Here is a 20226-nt window from a genome sequence, read left to right as displayed (position 1 = left end):
AGTAGTGGCTTCTAACCAAGAAGATCCTGATTCAGATGTGAACAATAGTAATCCTTCGGAAGACGATATAGATGATGTAACAGTAAATGTAACACCTGCCAGCAATATAGCAGTCGATTTGGAATTGCAAAAACAAGTTTCTATTTCTACTGTGAATGTCGGACAGAACTTTACTTATACGATTACAGTCATCAACGAAGGTCCTAATGTTGCTACCAATGTACAGGTAAAAGATATATTGCCAAGTGGTGTACAATATGTGAGTCATATTGCTCCAGGTACTTATTCTGCTGCCAGTGGTATATGGAGCATCGGTACTATTGCAGTTAATGAAACAAAAGTATTGACTATTACAGTAACTGCTACCGGTAACGGAACAATTACTAATACAGCTGAAGTAGTTGGTTTAACTGAAAATGATATTGACTCTACACCAAATAATAATGTAACCAGCGAAGACGACCAAGATAGTGTAACAACTACTATTACAGGCGGCAACAATGGCAGCGATGATACCGACGGCGATGGTGATGGTGACGATACAGATCCGAACGACACGAACCCATGTATTTACAGCAACAACCAAGTACCTGCGAATGCAAGTGCATCTTGGAATGCGGCAGATTGCGATGGCGACGGCGTAACGAACGGAGATGAAACAACAGACGGCACAGATCCATTAGATGCTTGTGATTATGAAGCGAGCAGCATCACGTTGCCTGTAACAAGCACAGTAGATTGTAATGGCGGTGGCAGCGATGATACCGACGGCGATGGTGATGGTGACGACACAGATCCGAAACGACACGAACCCATGTATTTACAGCAACAACCAAGTACCTGCGAATGCAAGTGCATCTTGGAATGCGGCAGATTGCGATGGAGACGGTGTAACGAACGGAGATGAGACAACAGACGGCACAGATCCATTAGATGCTTGTGATTATGAATCAGGCAGCATCACGTTACCTGTAACAAGTACAGTAGATTGTAATGGCGGTGGCAGCGATGATACCGACGGCGATGGTGATGGTGACGACACAGATCCGAACGACACGAACCCATGTATTTACAGCAGCAGCCAAGTACCTGCGAATGCAAGTGCATCTTGGACTGCGTCAGATTGCGATGGAGACGGCGTAACGAACGGAGATGAGATAACAGACGGCACAGATCCATTAGATGCTTGTGATTATGAATCAGGCAGCATCACGTTACCTGTAACAAGCACAGTAGATTGTAATGGCGGTGGCAGCGATGATACCGACGGTGATGGTGATGATGACGACACAGATCCGAACGACACGAATCCATGTATTTACAGCAACAACCAAGTACCTGCGAATGCAAGTGCATCTTGGAATGCGGCAGATTGCGATGGCGACGGCGTAACGAACGGAGATGAAACAACAGACGGCACAGATCCATTAGATGCTTGTGATTATGAATCAGGCAGCATCACGTTACCTGTAACAAGTACAGTAGATTGTAATGGCGGTGGCAGCGATGATACCGACGGCGATGGTGATGGTGACGACACAGATCCGAACGACACGAACCCATGTATTTACAGCAGCAGCCAAGTACCTGCGAATGCAAGTGCATCTTGGACTGCGGCAGATTGCGATGGAGACGGTGTAACGAACGGAGATGAAACAACAGACGGCACAGATCCATTAGATGCTTGTGATTATGAAGCGAGCAGCATCACGTTGCCTGTAACAAGCACAGTAGATTGTAATGGTGACGGCGGTGATTGCACTAACACTCCGGTTTCATTATGCGCTGATGCCTTCAATATATTGGTTATCTGCCCTGAGTTCTGTGAATTTGATAACGAAGCCTATTCTATCACGCTTCTGACCAATTCAGCTTATCAATGCAGTATCCATATTTTAAGCGACTCTTGTGTACGCTATGTAGCTACACCTGGTTATGTAGGTATAGATACCTTGACTATCAAAGCGGTGGGCACTAGCGGTACAGAGGATATTATTACTTACTATGTCAATGTTGTAGAAGATTGTGAAGAATTTGATAATGAAAACCACAATCCTATTACTAGCAATGATAACGCTTCTACTCAGGGAGGTACATTAGTAACGATAGACATCTTAGGCAACGATGTAGATCCTGACGGTGATAACTTGACAATTTGCAATGTACAAGATCCGACACACGGAACAGTAAGTGTTGTAAATGGTGAAGTAGTATATACACCGGATAATGGATTCTCTGGTACAGAAACATTCAACTACACAATCTGTGACGGCAATGATGGAACGGCTACTGGTACTATCAGTGTAGCGGTAGATTGCCAAACCGAGTTTGACGAGTGTGTAGCACCGATGACACCTATTTATGTGAATGTTAATTTCTGCGGATTAAACTTACATATCGTAGATATTGAGTCTATCTATCCTTGCAGTATTGATATTATAGATGAAAATACATTCCGCTATATTGCTTTACCCGGCTATGTTGATTTGACAGAACACTTGACCGTAACTGCCATTGACAACAACGGAATGGAATATATTTACACAGTACACATGTATGTGGGTGAATGTGACGGTTCAGGCAAAAATGATTTCAACGAATTGCAAATGCCTGAATTGATGACACCGGATACAGATACCAATGGTTTCAATCTTGATGAATTGAACGGTTTAGATATTCAAGATGCACAAATAGCAGTATATAACGTAAACGGACAAATAGTTTATCAAAATGCTGCTTTCAACATCAACAATTTCAACCGTATTGCTTTCCTCAACGAAATGAATTTACCAAATGGTATCTATGTATATCAAATGTTGATAAATACTCGCGAACAGGGTACTATTCAACGCACCGGTTATCTGCCCGTTATAAAATAGTTCTTTCTAAGAAGGTTTAATACTTAGATATTGTTTATAAAGCCGCATACTGAAAAGTATGCGGCTTTTTTTATTTTTTGACAATGTCACATTATAGTTGCCGAAAACATTGTAAATTTACCTTTCATAAGTACAATATCTTTTTCTATGCAAGCTCGTAGTTCTTATATTCCTGTTCATAAAATACGTATTGTTACAGCGGCTTCTTTGTTTGATGGTCATGATGCTGCCATTAATATTATGCGGCGCATTATGCAAAGTTCGGGAGCAGAAATTATCCATCTCGGACACAATCGCTCGGTAGCTGAAATTGTTGATGCTGCTATTCAGGAAGATGTACAAGCCATTGCTATCACCTCTTATCAGGGAGGGCATGTGGAATATCTGAAATATATGTATGATTTGCTTCGCGAAAAAGGTGCGCCACATATTAAGATATTTGGCGGCGGCGGCGGTACTATTTTACCGCAGGAAATTGACGAACTACATGAATACGGCATTACACGCATCTACTCGCCTGACGATGGTAGGGCTTTGGGGCTACAGGGAATGATCAATGATGTATTGCGCCAGAGTGATTTTTTTATCGCCCCCGACCTCAAAGAAATAGCACCCAAACAACTCCACCCGCACAACAAACGAGCTATTGCCCGCCTCATTTCTGCCGCCGAAAATAGTGCCGATGAATATGAATCCGTACTGAACGAAGTACACCAGCGCGCTGCACAAAGTAAAGTCCCCGTATTGGGTATTACCGGAACGGGCGGTGCGGGAAAATCCAGCGTAGTGGACGAATTGGTGCGCCGTTTTTTGTTGGATTTTAGCGACAATAAAAATATAGCCATTATTTCTGTTGATCCTTCCAAACGCAAAACGGGCGGTGCGCTTTTAGGCGACCGTATCCGTATGAACTCCATACACCATTCGGCGGTGTATATGCGCTCGCTTGCCACACGCCAAAGCAATTTGGCATTATCCAAATATGTGGCAGATGCCATAGCTGTGTGCAAGGCAGCAGCTTTTGATTTGATTATCCTCGAAACATCGGGTATCGGGCAGAGCGACACCGAAATTATAGAACACAGCAATGTATCTTTATATGTAATGACCCCCGAATATGGGGCAGCAACACAGTTGGAGAAAATAGATATGCTGGATTTTGCCGACCTCATCGCCCTCAATAAATTTGATAAAAGAGGGGCCTTAGATGCCTTGCGCGATGTAAAAAAACAATATCAGCGCAACCACCAGTTGTGGGATCGGGATTTAGACACCTTACCTGTATTTGGCACGATTGCTTCACAATTCAATGATCCGGGTATCAATCGTTTATATGTGTCAATATTGGAAAAGATAAATGAAAAATGCGGTACAAATTTTAAAAGTAATTTGGTAGTGGAGGATAAAATATCTGAAAAGATTTATATCATTCCGCCGCAACGCACCCGTTATTTGGCAGAAATAGCCGAAAACAACCGTAATTACGACCAATGGGCAAAAAAACAAGCCGATATTGCCGAGCAATGGCAACATGTACAAGCGGCAGCTCATTTGTTGAAAAACGATGAAAAGTTGCAAAAAACTGCCCGACAGTTCAGCGAAGATTTGGACGGTACATGTAAGCGGGTTTTGGACAACTGGGAGCAATTATTAAAAAAATATCAGGACGATGAATTTATTTATCAGGTAAGAGATAAGGAAATTCGTGTAAAAACCTATCACGAAACGCTTTCACACAACAAAATTCCTAAAATTGCTGTTCCGGTATATCGCTCCTGGGGCGACCGCCTGCACTGGGTATTACAGGAAAATTTTCCCGGAGCATTTCCTTTTACGGCGGGCGTATTTGAATTTAAGCGTGAAGGCGAAGACCCCACGCGTATGTTTGCCGGCGAAGGCAACCCCGAACGCACCAACCGCCGCTTTCATTATCTGGCACAGGGACAGCCCGCCGCCCGCCTTTCCACTGCTTTTGACAGTGTAACGCTCTATGGCGAAGACCCCGACCACCGCCCCGACATTTACGGCAAAATCGGCAACAGTGGCGTATCGGTATGCTGCTTGGACGATGCCAAAAAACTATATGCCGGTTTTAATCTTTGCGACTCCAAAACATCGGTGTCTATGACCATCAATGGTCCGGCTTCTATCGTAGCTGCTTTTTTTATGAATGCCGCTATTGACCAACAATGCGAATTGTATATAAAAGAAAATAAATTGGAACATTTGGCAGCGGCAAAACTGAAAGAAAAATACGACGACAAAGGTTTGCCGCGACCGCAGTATCAACTCATTTCCGAAGAAGGGCAGCAGACTGATACCGTTTTAGGTTTATTGCTGCTCGGCATTACAGGCGATGAGGTGCTGCCTGCCGCCGTGTACAACGATATTAAAAACTACACCCTCAACCAAGTGCGCGGTACGGTACAGGCGGATATTTTAAAAGAAGACCAAGCCCAAAATACCTGTATTTTTAGTACTGAATTTTCGCTGCGACTAATGGGCGATATGCAGCAGTATTTCATTACTAAAAAAGTACGCAATTTTTATTCCGTTTCTATCAGTGGCTATCATATTGCCGAAGCGGGAGCTAATCCGATTTCGCAGTTGGCATTTACGCTGGCAAACGGTTTCACATTTGTGGAGTATTATCTCAGTCGCGGTATGCACATTGACGATTTTGCACCGAATTTATCGTTCTTTTTCAGCAATGGCATCGACCCCGAATATGCAGTAATTGGGAGAGTGGCGCGGCGGATATGGGCAAAAGCGATGAAACATAAATACAACGCCAACGAGCGCAGCCAAAAACTAAAATATCATATCCAAACATCGGGGCGCAGCCTGCACGCTCAGGAAATTGATTTCAACGACATACGCACCACGCTGCAAGCCCTGTATGCCATTTACGACAACTGCAACAGCCTCCACCAATGCCTACGACGAAGCCATCACCACACCCACCGAAGAAAGTGTGCGCCGCGCTGTAGCCATTCAACTAATTATCAACCGTGAGTTGGGGCTGGCGAAAAATGAAAACCCTTTGCAGGGAGCTTTTATTATTGAAACACTCACCGATTTGGTGGAGGAGGCAGTATTGCAGGAGTTTGAACGCATCGCCGAGCGCGGGGGCGTGTTGGGTGCAATGGAAACGATGTATCAGCGCAGCAAAATTCAGGAGGAGAGCCTATATTACGAAACCCTCAAACACAGTGGCGAGTACCCTATTGTGGGCGTAAATACTTTTTTGAGCAGCAAAGGCTCTCCCACCGTGATACCGCAAGAGGTGATACGCTCCACTACCCAAGAAAAAGAACTGCAAATACAGAGCCGCGATTTGGTGAAGCAGAGCAACACCGCCCGTAGCAATGCCGTTCTGCAACAATTACAAACGGCGGCTTTGCGCAACGAAAATGTATTTGAACAATTAATGGAAGCCGCCAAAATCTGCACTTTAGGACAACTCACACAAGCACTTTACGCAGTGGGCGGTCAGTACCGAAGAAATATGTAGTTATAAGCCATTATAAAAAGACATCATAGCAATGAATAGAATACTAATATTTTTTATTTTCATCAGCCCTATAGTTTTGTTTGGACAAAGGAAAGCAATTCCAATAAATGTTTCAATTTTTAATGAATCAACAGCTATCCCATTTACAAGGTTTGTAACAACACCGATTCACCCCGGACTTCAAGTGGGTACTGAATTTAATTATAAAGTAAAAGAACATTCCCGACTTTTTCAGACTGCAAATATTAGTTATTTCTAGCACAACTATCTGGCACAAGGCATTGGACTCAATACAGAATTGGGATATGAATACCGACTAAAATGTGGACTTGCTTTTTCAGGACTTTTGGGAGTGGGATATATGCACACATTTGCAACTGCCGAAGAATTTACATTTACAAACGGACAATATGTTAAGAAAGTCGATAAAGGAAACGCAAGATTATATCCTTCATTTTTCTTAGATATTGGCTACTATCTTAAAAAGGCAGATGAAAGCAGTCCTAAAATATTCATCCGTTATCAAGCTTGGGCAGAATATCCCTATTCTCCTGATTTTATACCTGTTATGACACATATCAACCTCCACGTTGGTGCTAAATTTTTCATCAATACTAAGACTAAGAAAAATGAATAAAATACTATATTTCATTCTTGCCTTATTTATCCTAAACTCTTGTCATAAAGGCGAAGATATAAATCCTTCATTTTATAACTGCGATTTCAATTTTGCGGACAGCAGTGCCACAAATCCCAACAACAGTAAATATCAGTCATTAATAAATGATATGACTTCAAGCGGTGTTGTTGGAGTTACAATGTCGGTTTATCATACTCAAACAGGTATCTGGATTGGTGCAAGCGGAAAAGCAGATTTGCACAATAATATAGATATGCAACCTTGTAATATCAGTCGAGTGGGTTCAACAGTAAAAATGTTTACTGCGACCACAGTATTGAAACTTGCGGAAGAGGGAAAGCTACATTTAGATGACAAAATATCATCCTATTTACAAGGCGATGTAATTAATAAAATTGAAAATGCAGACAAGGCAACTATCAGGCAACTACTTCAACATTCAAGCGGCATTTATAACTACATTCAAAATTTGAAATTCCAAACTGCTTCCCTCAATGACTTTATCAGAGAATGGAAACCCAATGACCTATTAAAGTATGCCTACAATCAAAAGGCTTATTTTCAGCCTGGTGATGATGTGCGATACTCAAATACTGGTTACATAATGCTCGGAATGCTGATTGAAAAAATTGAAGGGAAGCCATTTTATAAAGTCTTTGAAGATAAAATATTCAACCCACTTGGTTTAACTATGACAAAATTTGCAGCTGAAGACCCTATTCCTTCTGGAATTGTAAGAGGTTATATAGATATGTATAGTAATTTACAAGTTGTAGAAAGCACCTATTTTAGTGGCTGGGATTACTTCACGGCAGACGGTGGATTAATTTCAAATCCATACGATATGAATGTTTTTTTCAGAGCATTAATGAGTGGACAAATTATTAACTCAAACTCATTGAATCAAATGTTTGCTTGGAAAACACCAAAAGAGCTAGACAATGATTTTTTTCCTATTTCGTATGGTTTAGGAATTTTCAAAATTGAAACAGATAAAGGAGTTGCTTATATGCATAGTGGTGATGCAGTTGGTTATTATGCAAATATGCTTTATTTCCCAGACGACAGCACTACAATCGTTTACGCTGTAAACAGCAACTACGGAAAGATTGACCAATTCTTCTCAACAAAAGAAGCAATGGAAAAAATAATAAATGAAGCGAAATAAACAAAGCAGTATAATTGAAAAAATTAGCAATACGAAAAATGAGTATCTTAAAAATGCCCTGAACTATCGCATAATTATCAGGTATAATATTTTTTTGACAGATGCGTTAATAGGTAAATTTTATAGAATATGTTGCAAAATTACTTGCTTCCTTTTATTATTCTATGTTGCCTGAATTTTGTTTCCTGCCAATGGAAGTCGTATGATTTACCGACTACCACTCCCTCTTTACCGCTCACGCCCTATTTGCAGGCGGGTAAGTATGGTTATATGGACGCTTCGGGACGCTTGTACATCGCTGCTCAATACGATGAAGTGAAGCTCTTTGATAAAAATGGCGTAGCTGCTGTGCGCAAAGGCGAACAATGGTGGCTGCTCACCTGCTGGGGCAAAGAACTATTTCCTGTTAGTTCGTCGGCATCACAAAATAAAGATTCAGGGCATCTCGGTCAAATTGACGACCTACCGCCTTTTTTTATATATTACCTCGAAAATAAACCGCACATTTATGCGCGTTTTCATTTGGTAAATGTACGCAAAGGCTCTTTTACTCCGGTATATCAATACATTGCTCCTGCCTACGCAATACGTTCTGGTATTTATCACCCTTTTACACCTTATAAAATGTATGAAGACATATTGGTATTGCGAAAAGACAGCATACACCAGGACCTGCTTAATCAGGATTTTGAAGTAGTGCTCGCAGATGTAACACATATAGATTCTTTAGAAAAAAATGTATTATCTCTGCGAAAAGACGGCATACTCTGTTTATTTGATATACCCACCCGCACTACATTGCCCCTTCCGTACCAGAAAATAACCTATTTACAACCAGGCATTTACTGTGCAAGCACCCAAGCAACGCCGCAACTCGCCGATTTTTGGGACTTAACGGCTTTCACAACATATATAGATGATGATTTTCCGCATTGTAAAAGGATCATCAATCGCAAGGGCGAAATATTGTTGGACAGTTTGTATTACAAATATATCTATCCTTTCGGAGCGCGTTATTTTCAGGGAAAAAATGCCGCAGGACAGGTAGAAATATTTGATATACAAGGAAATATCATCAATTGTGAAACATTCACAGATATTATATATAATAATTACGATGACAGCATAAAAAACTCGACAACTTTTACGGCTGTTTTACCCAACAAAAAATATATACTTATCAACGAAAAAACCGAACGTTTGCTGCCCGATGAGTTCGACAGATTGGAATTTGATGATCAAAACGCCTATTATACCTGTCAGAAAGGCAAAACAGTTTGTTTATTAAACAGCGATTTGACAGAAATTGTAAGCTATTCATCTGATGAAAATATACAACCTTATTTTCAAAATGACGTGATGTCAAAGGATTATTTTATTATTACAGAAAAAGGTAAGAAAGGATTGATAGATTGCAACGGTATTGTACGCATTCCTCCTGTATATAAAGACGTAGCATTCTTTTTTCAAAGCAATGCTTGTTTATATATAACTTGTCTAAGTAACAAAGACAGGTACGGAATATGGAGCAATGATACCGTAAGAAATTTAGATACTGTTTATACTGCTATCTATTTATATCAACATCAGGGAGAGGAATATTTTTTGGTAAGCAGTCAGTTGGAAGAACCCTTGTTGTATGAATGGAGAATAGCGAAGAATAATAAAACATTAATGGAACGGCAAAGCGAAAATTTGTCAAAATCCTTTAAAAAAGCACCTTATTTTCAATCGGGAGTAAGTATTGCCCCTTATTACGACATTTTGGAATATTTTGACGAAGGATATTTTGTTGCACAACCCCGCCCCGACCAAACACAAGAATACCTGATTTTAGATAAAAAAGGAAATATCGTTTTTCAATTTGACACACAATGGAAAAACATCAAAATAGTCGAAACCTCCACTTGTGATAGCGGCGACTCCACATTTATTGCCCAACGCTACGATCCTCTTACCCAACAATATAAAACCTATTGGATAGATGAAAGAGGAAAAATACTTTTAGAAGGAGGAGGCTATGATGAAATACATACCATATCTATCAGCGAAGAACCCTTTGATGAGGAGCATATTATTTTGAGAGGGATAAATAAGCAGCCCGATGGCAATATCATCAACGATTGGATAAATTGTAAGGGAGCAGTTTTATTTAGCAATCAATATAGGGATATGAAAGAATTGCCGTCTTACTCACAAGTAGCATTGATAAAAGGAAAAGAAGCCAAATACATCGGATATAAAACGCTCGCATCATTTAAAACCATACACGAAATAGATATATTGGATAGCAAAGGCAAAATTCTGTGGGATACCGAGTATCATCGGATAGAGGGAGTATATCATGGAAAATATTGGGTGGTGAGCAAAGGCGGTTTCTGGGGGCTTGCCGACGAAAACGGGAAGCTAATAATTCCTCTTAACTACACCTATTTGGAAAATGCAAATAATTCAAATTTGTGGTATGCTAGTTCTTATCCCGAAAAGGCAAGATATTTGCTCAATCAATATGGCGAAATAATTATGAAAAACTGGACAGAAACACCCTATATACATACTATATCCGAAAAATATGTGGCGGTATCAATAGCAGGAAAATCATTGATATTTAATCAGGAAGGAAAATGCGTAAAAGAAATTAAAGGCACAGAAATTCATAATCCGCACCTACAAGACGAAGCAGCAGAGAATGGAGGTCATTTGAAATTTAAAGATGAAAATAATAAAATATTTTACATCAACAAAACCACTTTGCAAGAATACAGAGATACATCATTTTGATTCTTTAACGAAAATATCCTTTAATTCACCCGTCTTTTCAATTTTTTACACATTTGAATTTTTTTTTTCATTGTTTGTAACTTTTAGGGCGGCGGCGGCGTAATAGCTTACAAATGACACCGCATCAATACAATGAATGTGTCGAGCTGTATGCCGACAAATTGTTTCGTTTCGCACTGAAAACGCTGCGCAACGAAGCCGATGCCGATGATGTGGTGCAAATAACTTTTGAAAAAGTATGGCTCACGCACGAGAGCGTCATTTTTGAGCAAGCCAAAAACTATTTTTTCAAAGTAGCCTATCACGCCATGATGGATATGTTTCGGCGCAAACGCCCTTTGGTGCCATTGGATCAAATACCCGAAACTGCCCAACTCTCCGAAGCCGAGCCTTTGCATCATCTTCAGGATTTATTGGAAAAATCATTACAGCAACTGCCGCCTTTGTATCAGTCGTTGGTATTGCTGCGCGACTATGAGGGTTACTCTTACGAAGAAATTGCTCAGATTGCCCAACTCAGCGACAGCCAGGTGAAGGTATATTTGTTCCGCGCCCGCCGACATCTCAAACAACACATTGTAGCATCGGAGCAAATTCGTCATTCTTAAAAAAATAAATTAATCATAAAAAAAAGCAACGATATGTCCGCACAAGAGATAGAACAACAATTAGTCGCTTACATAGACGGCGAATTGAGCGAGCAGGAGGAGCAGCGTTTATTGCTTTTTTTGCAAAAAAATCCGAATTATCGCCTTGTATTGGAGCAATACCGCACCACCCGTCTGCAAGCCGATACTTCATTGCGCTACACACGCAAAGACACATTGCGCCGCGTTGTGCCGTCAGCAGCCGCCGAAGCACCGCCGCCTGCTCCGCGAGCCGCCGCCGCCCACCGCCGTATTTTGCCGTTGTGGGCGTGGATAGGAGGGGGCTTGAGTACGGGCATTGCCGCCGCTTGGCTGCTGCTGGCGATGGTGCAACCCCGTTTTTTTGATGAACAGCCCGCACGGGCGGAAAATGGAGCAAATAAAAGGTCTGTTACTACTGCAATTGCCGCACCGGAAAAAGAAAAAACCGCCGGAACACAGTCCGTCAGTCAGCAAAAAGACGATGAAGCTGTTGCTGAAATACCGCCTTCTGCTGCCTTGTCTATCGCTGAACGCCGTACAAACAAAAAAGCGGATAATAATGATATAAATGATATAACAATTACACAAAATAACAATCCACTGCCACAGAGTGTTGCTCCTGCTTTTATTGTGTCGTCTGCTGCTGTTTCAACGCTTGCCGCCGCCGCTACTACAAGACCCGCCCTACCCGAACTGAACACCGTAGAGCCGCTTGCCATTGCCGCACTCGCATCTGTGGAGCCGCACCTGCGCAACGATTTGCTAAAACCTAAAAAAGTGGCGACTTTGGATACAGAAACAGAACAACAGAGTTATCCCGATTTTCGGAAAGGGGTGAGTGGGGTGATATTAGCAAAGCTCAATGAAGCCTTAGTGCCCACCGCCGTAGCCGAAAAATGGTCGCAGCATTTACCGCAAAATGAACAACTGACAGTATCTATACAAACAAAAAATTCAATTATTCAATACTTTATTAATAAGAAAAATTAACAAAAAAATGAAAACTTACCTTCGTGTTTTGTTGTGCGCGCTTTGCTTGAGCAGTCTGCCTGCTATAATCCTGCAAGCTCAAACCGACTCTGAAAACCCCCAAAAACCCGTCAAACTCCACATTACCGAAAACGGCGATACTGTTCGTTTGAATATTGACGACAACGGTGTGGATATTTCCATTCAGGTAAAAGACAAGAAAGGAATAGCCTCTGCCATTGGCGATACCATAGAAAAAATCATAGAATCGGAGATAGAAGAAGAAATAAATGAAACAGAGGAGGAAATACACGAACACAACTATCATAAAGATATTGTAATAGAAGAAGAAAAAGATTTTTCAGATGAAGGTGCTTTGAAATCTTTATTCAAAAACAAAAAGAAAAAAAACCTAAAAACACGCTTTTTGTTGCTTGATTTGGGCTGGAACGGATTGTTGTATGACGGAAAATTGGATTTACCTGTATTGGAAAACGGCACAACGATGGAGTTAAAAGCCAAATCTGTTGAAGCCAATTTGCACCTGATTCAGCAACGCCTGAATTTAATCCAGCACAAATTATTTTTGAAATACGGTTTGACCTACGGCTTTAACAATTATCGCTTTGAAAAAAATATCTGGTTGCAAGACAGCCCCACCGCTTCGGTATCGCAGGTAGAAGTAATCGCGTTACCAAGTCGCGAAGACGGTTACAAAAAAGTAAAACTCACAACTTCTACTTTATATGTGCCTTTAATGCTGAGTTTTGAAAGTAATGCTTACAAAAAAGGTAAATCTTTTAATTTGGGTGTTGGCGGCTATATGGGTATCGTAACGGGCGGACATTTGAAATACAAAACCGGCAACAACGAAAAACACAAAGAAGAAGACGGCTTACACCTCAACCGTTTGAGCTATGGATTGTTGGGCGAAATTGGCTATGGCAGAATGTTTAATTTTTATGCAAAATATGCTCTTACCGAATTATTCAAAGAAAGTGAACGCCCTGCTACTATGGAATACTATCCCATTTCGGTAGGATTGAATATTATCGGATTTTAGAAATTGCAATGTTTTTTTATCGTATTTATTTTTTTTAAAATAAAAGTTTTCTCATAAAATAAGTTGTTAAGTGTAGTTGCCGTCCAAGCCGAACAGCGTGGGCGGCAGCTTTTTTTATTTATGTGGCCGGAGCGCGATGCCAAAGGCGAGCCTTGCTCATATAAAGCGGCGACTCAAAATTGTTGCGATATAATTGTCCGGTACCCAAACCCTGCGGCAGAGGATTATTGAGTGTAAACGTCCATTGAGCCAACGCATTTAAGCCCACATTGCCTTCCAACGCCGAAGTTACCCACCAAGCAATATTGCGCTCCTTTGCCCACTGTATCCATTGTTCCGTTGCTGCCCAACCGCCCAAAAAGGTGGGCTTGAGAACGATATACTGCGGCTGTATTTCATCTAAAAGCTGTTGTTGCTCGGCAGACGACGACACGCCGATGAGTTCTTCGTCCAAAGCCACCGCCAAAGACGAATTGCGGCACAAATCAGCCATAGCACGCCAATTTTTGGGTGCAATGGGCTGCTCGATGGAATGAATATCCAAATCCGCCAATTGCTCCAAATGGTAAATAGCGGCGCAAGGGCTGAAAGCACCGTTGGCATCTACGCGAATTTCCAATTGTTCTTTCGGAAAACGGCGGCGCACCTTTTGCAGCACCTCCAACTCATCGGCGAAGCGGAGTGCGCCCACTTTCATTTTGAGGCAAGTGTAGCCCTGCTGCAATTTTTCTTCTATTTGTACTTGTAAATAAGGAATATCGCCCATCCAAATGAGTCCGTTGATAGCGATACCCGCCCGATTTTCGGTAAAAGGCGAAGGAAAATACAAAGCCCTGCCGCCGTTTTGCACATCGCGCAGAGCACTTTCCAAAGCGAAGCGAAGGGCGGGAAAATCCGTTAAACGCTCGTGCAATTGCGGCAGATAATCGTTGATGTGGTCGCAGACTTCGGCAATTTTGTTTTCAAAGCCGGCGTGTGCATCTATGCTCAAACCAATGAGGGGGGCGGCTTCTCCACAGCCCCAAATTTGCGGTTGATGGCGGTGTTGGAGGTGCAGCAGCCAAGTGTCTTTGTGCTCCAAATAGCCACGCGAAGTACCGGCGGGGCGCAGCAACTCAAGGCGGTGGCGTTGGTAGCGAGCAATGAAGGGCATAGGGGCAACGATGTTGTTGTTGAAAAGTACAAAGATACAAAGGTATCTTCATCGAAGAACGAATTACTCCCATTTGGTTAATATTTTATAATTTTGTGTTATGGGCTATAGTAGAACAAAATTTGAACAAAGAGGATTTGACGTAAAAGAATACCAGAAGTATTATCATCGTCATTAAATAGAATACATACGCAGGAAATTGCGTTGCGTTTTTCTGTATAATCAAGGGAAAGAATTTAAAGAAATCCCTTTGGAATTGAAGGTACATTGGCAAAGTGTGCGTAAATATATCAATGAGTATATTATGGGCGGCTTTGAGCAATTATGCAAGCGGGTTGAGCGAAAACAACCCAGCCAACTAAGCGAGTTTCAAATGTCTGATTTTAAGGAAGTTGTTTTAAATAAACGTCCCTCGGAGGTAGGTTTAAAGGGGAATATTTGGACAGGCAACGAAATGAAAGCCTACCTGAAAGCCACCTATGGAGTAGTTTATAAATCAGGCATTTATGACTTATTGGAACGCTTAAATCTGAGCCACCAGAAAGCCCATTTTGATTATGGCAATGCCGATAAAGACAAACAAAAGCCTTTGTTACAGACTTAAAAGAGCAACTTTTGGTAGCTGATGATACCACCGCCGTTTTGATGTACGACGAGTTTTCGATAAGTGAAAGACCCACCTCCTATTACGGCTGGGCAGAGAAAAACACGCGTCCTTTGGTGGTTACCAATGAAAAAAACGTTCAAGACTAAACGGATTCTTAGCCATTGACCTTTTTGATGCGGATTGTTTGTTCCAAGCCAACCAAGTAGCCAAAGCCGAGCAAGTAGCTCAATATTTTGCCGATTTATCACTTATTTATCAAAATAAAGGGATTAAAAAAGTAGTTGCTTATAAAAAGATGGATTGCGATGTGGTGTACTGTAGTGATGCAGAAAAAATATTGCAAAAACAAAATACTTGTTTTCACCCTCTGCCCCTACAAGGAATCAGCTGAGGCAAAAGTTAAAGAAATTATTTTTTACAACGGCGGTGCAACAGGATATGTCATTTCCAAAAACTGTGATTGTTTGTAATTTTCTACCAATAAAAACAATACAATGTACTACTTATTAAAATTTTTGTTGCTTTATCTGCTGCTTTTTGTGCCACCGCCCCTGCACGCCCAAGTAGAAGCCGATTATGCCAGCAACTATGACCCCAATGTACCCGAAGAATTTGAAGGAAATTTTTGGGAGGAGATGAAACATGTTTTCTCTGGTTCTTCAACAGTTTCTGAAGGTAGAGAACTTATTTACTTACCTATTTATTTAGATGCCGATCCGGAATTGGCATATTGCCTCAGCAAAAACAAGAGCAATTTCGGCACTATCCAATATAAATACAGTGCTGCATTTAATACAGAAAATTATGTTCTCAATCGCAGCAGCCTCATTTTTCAACATATTGATTGGGATAATTTTTATTTCATTCATTTTGATTTTTATGTAGGGGGCTTGTACGATACGCTCCTATTTGCCGACAAGCAAAACATTGCTCTGCATAAGGTAGTTAACGGCGACACCACGCTGTTGCAATCGCTCAGTTGGGCATATAAAGAAGATATTTGGTACGATATAGAACTGCAACGCAGTTGCGACTGGGGTATCCGCCTGACCTTCGATGGCGAAGAACTCCTCTATGTAGCAGACAGCTCGCTGCGCGAAGCGGGTGCTTTCGGATTTAGTGCGCAAGGAGAACATCTTTATAATGTAGAGATAGACTCCATCTCTTACGAAAATGTATTTGAATACACCGACCCGCAGCATTGGCGCGTTTGCAGCGATTCTGTGGTGCGCATCGGCAATCGGAGCTACACCGAAAGCGGCATCTACTACGATACCCTGCGCTTGGCTACCGCTTGCGACCGCATCACCGCCTATCACCTTACTTTTGAGCCTTGCGGGGGGCATTTTCTGCCTACGGGTTTTTCGCCCAACGGCGATGGCTACAACGACACCTTCGGCACACTGTTCAAGGCGAGCCTGAGCGAGTGGATAAGCCAATACCATTTGGCGATATACAACCGCTATGGCGAAAAAGTATTTGAAAGCAGCGACCCCGCCGCCGTTTGGGACGGCACTTATGGAGGCAAGCCGCAACCGGTGGGTGTATATGTATATCGTATCAGCTATCGCTTGGAGGGCAGCACTGCAAATCCGAATATTCAAGACGGCGGCAATGTCACCTTATTGCGCTGATAATAATATGAATTTTTTTAATTAATTTATTATATTTTACAATTTTAACCCCCCATATTCAAAACACCATGAAACACACTCTACTATATTTCTGTTTTTTTGTTGTCGGTCTGTATTTTCAGCAGCACGCATCGGCTCAAACCCTCAAAAGTTTTTGTTTGAAAGTATAGCAGTAAAAACAAAAATCGTTCATAAAAAGCCGTTAAAATCATTTTTAGCGGTTTTTATGATTTTAAGTAGAATCGCAGCAATTTTGCCAAATTTGGAACAAAACTGTCATTTTTGCAGTTCTCTTTATTAAAGAACAGTCGTTTTGTCGCTATTTTGGGGGCGGTATGTATTTTGATATATGTTTGATGATAGATTCAATCAATAACTAAAAAATCAACTCCTCAATATATATGAACCTCAATAAATTCACCATTAAAGCACAAGAAGCCATAGCTGCTGCACAGTCTTTGGCTTTTAATCTTCAACATTCCAGCATAGAAGTGGCACATATCGCTAAAGCTCTTTTAGATGAAGATGAAGCGGTATTGGCGTATATTTTCAAAAAAGTGGGCATCAACGCCGCCCGCATCAACGAAATCATCGGCAAACAATTAGAGTCTGTTCCGCGTGTGCAGGGAGGCACTCAACAATATTTATCCAACGCCGCCAATCGCGCTTTGCTGCAAGCCCAGCAAATCGCCAAAACAATGGGCGACGAGTTTGTGAGTGTAGAGCATTTGCTGCTGGCTATTTTGGAGAGCGATGACCCCGTGTCGCGTTTGCTCAAAGATGCCGGATTAAGCACCGCCGCCGTTCAGAAAGCCATTGCCGAACTGCGAAAAGGCGAAAAAGTGAGCGATGCCAACGCCGAAAACCGCTACCAAACCTTAGAAAAATACGCCCGCAACCTCAACGACCTCGCCCGTAGCGGCAAGCTCGACCCCGTCATCGGGCGCGATGAAGAAATACGCCGTGTGCTCCATATTCTGAGCCGCCGCACCAAAAACAATCCCATTTTGGTCGGTGAACCGGGTGTAGGAAAAACCGCCATTGCCGAAGGCATCGCCCACCGCATTGTCACCGGCGATGTACCCGAAAACCTGAAAACCAAAAGCATCTTTGCCTTAGATATGGGCGCACTGATGGCAGGCGCAAAATATCGCGGCGATTTTGAAGAACGCCTCAAAGGAGTGGTCAAAGAAATTACTGCCTCCGAGGGCGAATTTATTTTGTTTATTGATGAAATTCATACACTGGTGGGCGCAGGTGCTGCCGAAGGTGCTATGGATGCCGCCAATATCCTCAAACCCGCTCTGGCACGCGGCGACTTGCGTGCTATCGGTGCTACTACATTGGACGAGTATCAAAAATATATAGAAAAAGATAAAGCCTTAGAACGCCGTTTTCAAAAGGTTATCATTGATGAGCCTACCGTTGAAGATGCCATTTCTATTTTGCGTGGGCTGAAAGAACGCTACGAAAACCACCACAAAGTGCGCATCAAAGACGAAGCCATCATCGCTGCCGTAGAACTCAGCGACCGCTACATCAGCGACCGCCAACTGCCCGATAAAGCCATTGACCTCATTGATGAAGCTGCCGCCAAACTCCGTTTGGAGATGAACTCCGTACCCGAAGAATTGGACGAACTCAACCGCAAAATTACACAGTTGGAAATTGAGCGCGAAGCCCTCAAACGCGAAAACAATGACGAAAAAGTGGAGCGCATCGCTGCCCAAATTGCCGACCTGAGCGAAAAACGAGATACTTTTTTGGCAAAATGGAAAGCCGAGCGCGAAATTATAGAAGCCATACAAGCCGAAAAAAGAAAAATAGAAGATTATAAATTTCAAGCCGAACAATTGGAGCGCGAAGGTAACTACGGACGTGTGGCGGAATTGCGCTACGGGCGCATCAAAGAAGCCGAAAACAAAGTGGTGGAACTGCAAGATCAATTGGCAGACGAAGAAAATCAGCGGTTGGTAAAAGAAGAAGTAAATGCCGAAAACATCGCCGAAATTGTCGCCAAATGGACACATATTCCGGTGACGCGCATGTTGCAGAGCGAGCGCGAAAAATTATTGACACTCGAAGCCGAATTGCACAAGCGCGTGGTGGGGCAAGATGCCGCCATTAGTGCCGTATCCGATGCCATTCGCCGCAGCCGCGCCGGTTTGCAAGACCCCCGCAAACCCATCGGTTCGTTTATATTTTTAGGCTCTACCGGTGTAGGAAAAACCGAACTCGCCAAGGCTTTGGCAGAATTTCTGTTCAACGACGAGCAAGCATTGATACGGATTGATATGAGCGAATATCAGGAAAAACACAGCGTATCGCGCTTGGTGGGTGCGCCTCCGGGCTATGTAGGCTACGATGAGGGCGGGCAACTCACCGAAGCCGTGCGCCGCAAACCCTATTCGGTGGTGCTGCTTGACGAAATAGAAAAAGCCCACCCCGATACCTTCAATGTATTGTTGCAGGTACTCGATGATGGCAGACTCACCGACAACAAAGGGCGCACCGTCAATTTTAAAAACACCATTATCATTATGACCTCCAACTTAGGAGCACATTTGATACAGGAAAATTTTTCAAAAATTGATGAAGAAAAAGATAATTTGGCGGCTATCGTAGAAAGCACCCGAGTAGAAGTGATGGAATTGCTCAAAAAATCTATACGCCCCGAATTTTTGAACCGTATTGATGAAATACTGATGTTTCAGCCCTTATTGCGCAGCGAAATGCAGCAAATAGTAGCTATACAAATGCAAGGTTTGAAAAAAATAATGTTACAAAATGGATTAAACCTCCATTACACACCCGAAGTCATAACGTGGTTGGCACAATACGGCTACGACCCCCAATTCGGCGCACGCCCCCTCAAAAGGCTCATACAAAAAGAAATTGTCAATGTATTGTCTAAAAAAATCATTGGCGGCGAATTTGGCAAAAATACCCGCATTGTAATTGATATACAACAAGATGAACTGATATTCAAGAGCGAAGAGGCATAAATGGGGTGCAATGAAAGCAGCGTGTAAAATAAATATCATAAAACTAATAGTTTGATAGCTCTTAATTTCTTTAAAATATGCTGTATCCTACACTTACAGATATGGAAGTATAAAAAATGTTAAAAAGAAATGAAATACAACTAAAATATTAGTTCTTTCGGTTCAATTAAAAATAATATTGTAA

At 42.0% G+C, this 20226-nt stretch carries 13 protein-coding genes and 1 pseudogene; 13 read left to right on the top strand and 1 reads right to left on the bottom strand.

Going from position 1 to position 20226, the window contains the following annotated elements; all coding sequences use genetic code 11:
• The first annotated feature begins 743 nt into the window (after window positions 1-743).
• The 8 genes and pseudogenes from IPL35_15710 (at window position 744) to IPL35_15675 (ending at window position 13643) form a co-directional block, all read left to right on the top strand.
• Window positions 744-2879 (top strand): cadherin-like domain-containing protein, encoded by a 2136-nt coding sequence (locus tag IPL35_15710; GenBank protein ID MBK8444759.1) that lies wholly within the window; start codon window positions 744-746, stop codon window positions 2877-2879.
• Between the two features lie 147 nt (window positions 2880-3026).
• Window positions 3027-6393 (top strand): annotated as a pseudogene (locus IPL35_15705) (methylmalonyl-CoA mutase family protein).
• Between the two features lie 298 nt (window positions 6394-6691).
• On the top strand, window positions 6692-7030 hold the full coding sequence (locus IPL35_15700) for a hypothetical protein (GenBank protein ID MBK8444758.1): 339 nt from the start codon (window positions 6692-6694) through the stop codon (window positions 7028-7030).
• Window positions 7023-8201 carry a beta-lactamase family protein gene (locus IPL35_15695; protein ID MBK8444757.1) on the top strand — a complete coding sequence of 393 codons (1179 nt, stop codon included), beginning with the start codon at window positions 7023-7025 and terminating at the stop codon, window positions 8199-8201. Before IPL35_15700 ends, IPL35_15695 begins: the two co-directional genes overlap by 8 nt.
• Before the next feature lie 129 nt (window positions 8202-8330).
• Entirely contained in the window at window positions 8331-10982 is a 2652-nt protein-coding gene (locus IPL35_15690) for a WG repeat-containing protein (protein MBK8444756.1), read from the top strand.
• A gap of 113 nt (window positions 10983-11095) precedes the next feature.
• Window positions 11096-11590 (top strand): RNA polymerase sigma factor, encoded by a 495-nt coding sequence (locus IPL35_15685; GenBank protein MBK8444755.1) that lies wholly within the window; start codon window positions 11096-11098, stop codon window positions 11588-11590.
• A 33-nt stretch (window positions 11591-11623) separates the two neighbouring features.
• Window positions 11624-12601, top strand: coding sequence for a zf-HC2 domain-containing protein (locus IPL35_15680; protein ID MBK8444754.1), 978 nt, complete (start codon window positions 11624-11626; stop codon window positions 12599-12601).
• Window positions 12602-12608: 7 nt separating this feature from the next.
• Window positions 12609-13643: an outer membrane beta-barrel protein gene (locus tag IPL35_15675; GenBank protein MBK8444753.1), complete on the top strand. Its 1035-nt coding sequence runs from the start codon at window positions 12609-12611 to the stop codon at window positions 13641-13643.
• Window positions 13644-13761: 118 nt separating this feature from the next.
• On the opposite strand, the gene IPL35_15670 is transcribed toward IPL35_15675, so the two are convergent.
• Complete coding sequence (locus IPL35_15670; protein MBK8444752.1) at window positions 13762-14796, bottom strand: o-succinylbenzoate synthase; 1035 nt, start codon at window positions 14794-14796, stop codon at window positions 13762-13764.
• A gap of 199 nt (window positions 14797-14995) precedes the next feature.
• On the opposite strand from IPL35_15670, the gene IPL35_15665 reads away from it, so the two are divergent.
• From IPL35_15665 to clpB, 5 genes are all read left to right on the top strand, one after another.
• Window positions 14996-15400 carry a winged helix-turn-helix domain-containing protein gene (locus IPL35_15665; GenBank protein ID MBK8444751.1) on the top strand — a complete coding sequence of 135 codons (405 nt, stop codon included), beginning with the start codon at window positions 14996-14998 and terminating at the stop codon, window positions 15398-15400.
• Between the two features lie 11 nt (window positions 15401-15411).
• Window positions 15412-15549, top strand: a complete 138-nt coding sequence (locus tag IPL35_15660) for a hypothetical protein (protein MBK8444750.1) — start codon at window positions 15412-15414, stop codon at window positions 15547-15549.
• A gap of 38 nt (window positions 15550-15587) precedes the next feature.
• Window positions 15588-15794, top strand: coding sequence for a hypothetical protein (locus tag IPL35_15655; protein ID MBK8444749.1), 207 nt, complete (start codon window positions 15588-15590; stop codon window positions 15792-15794).
• A gap of 103 nt (window positions 15795-15897) precedes the next feature.
• Entirely contained in the window at window positions 15898-17037 is a 1140-nt protein-coding gene (locus IPL35_15650; GenBank protein ID MBK8444748.1) for a gliding motility-associated C-terminal domain-containing protein, read from the top strand.
• A 401-nt stretch (window positions 17038-17438) separates the two neighbouring features.
• Complete coding sequence (gene clpB / locus IPL35_15645) at window positions 17439-20042, top strand: ATP-dependent chaperone ClpB (GenBank protein MBK8444747.1); 2604 nt, start codon at window positions 17439-17441, stop codon at window positions 20040-20042.
• Window positions 20043-20226: the final 184 nt, after the last annotated feature.

It is taken from the genome of Sphingobacteriales bacterium, from assembly GCA_016711285.1.
GTDB lineage: Bacteria > Bacteroidota > Bacteroidia > Chitinophagales > UBA2359 > JADJTG01.
This window is presented reverse-complemented; position numbering and strand designations above follow the sequence as displayed.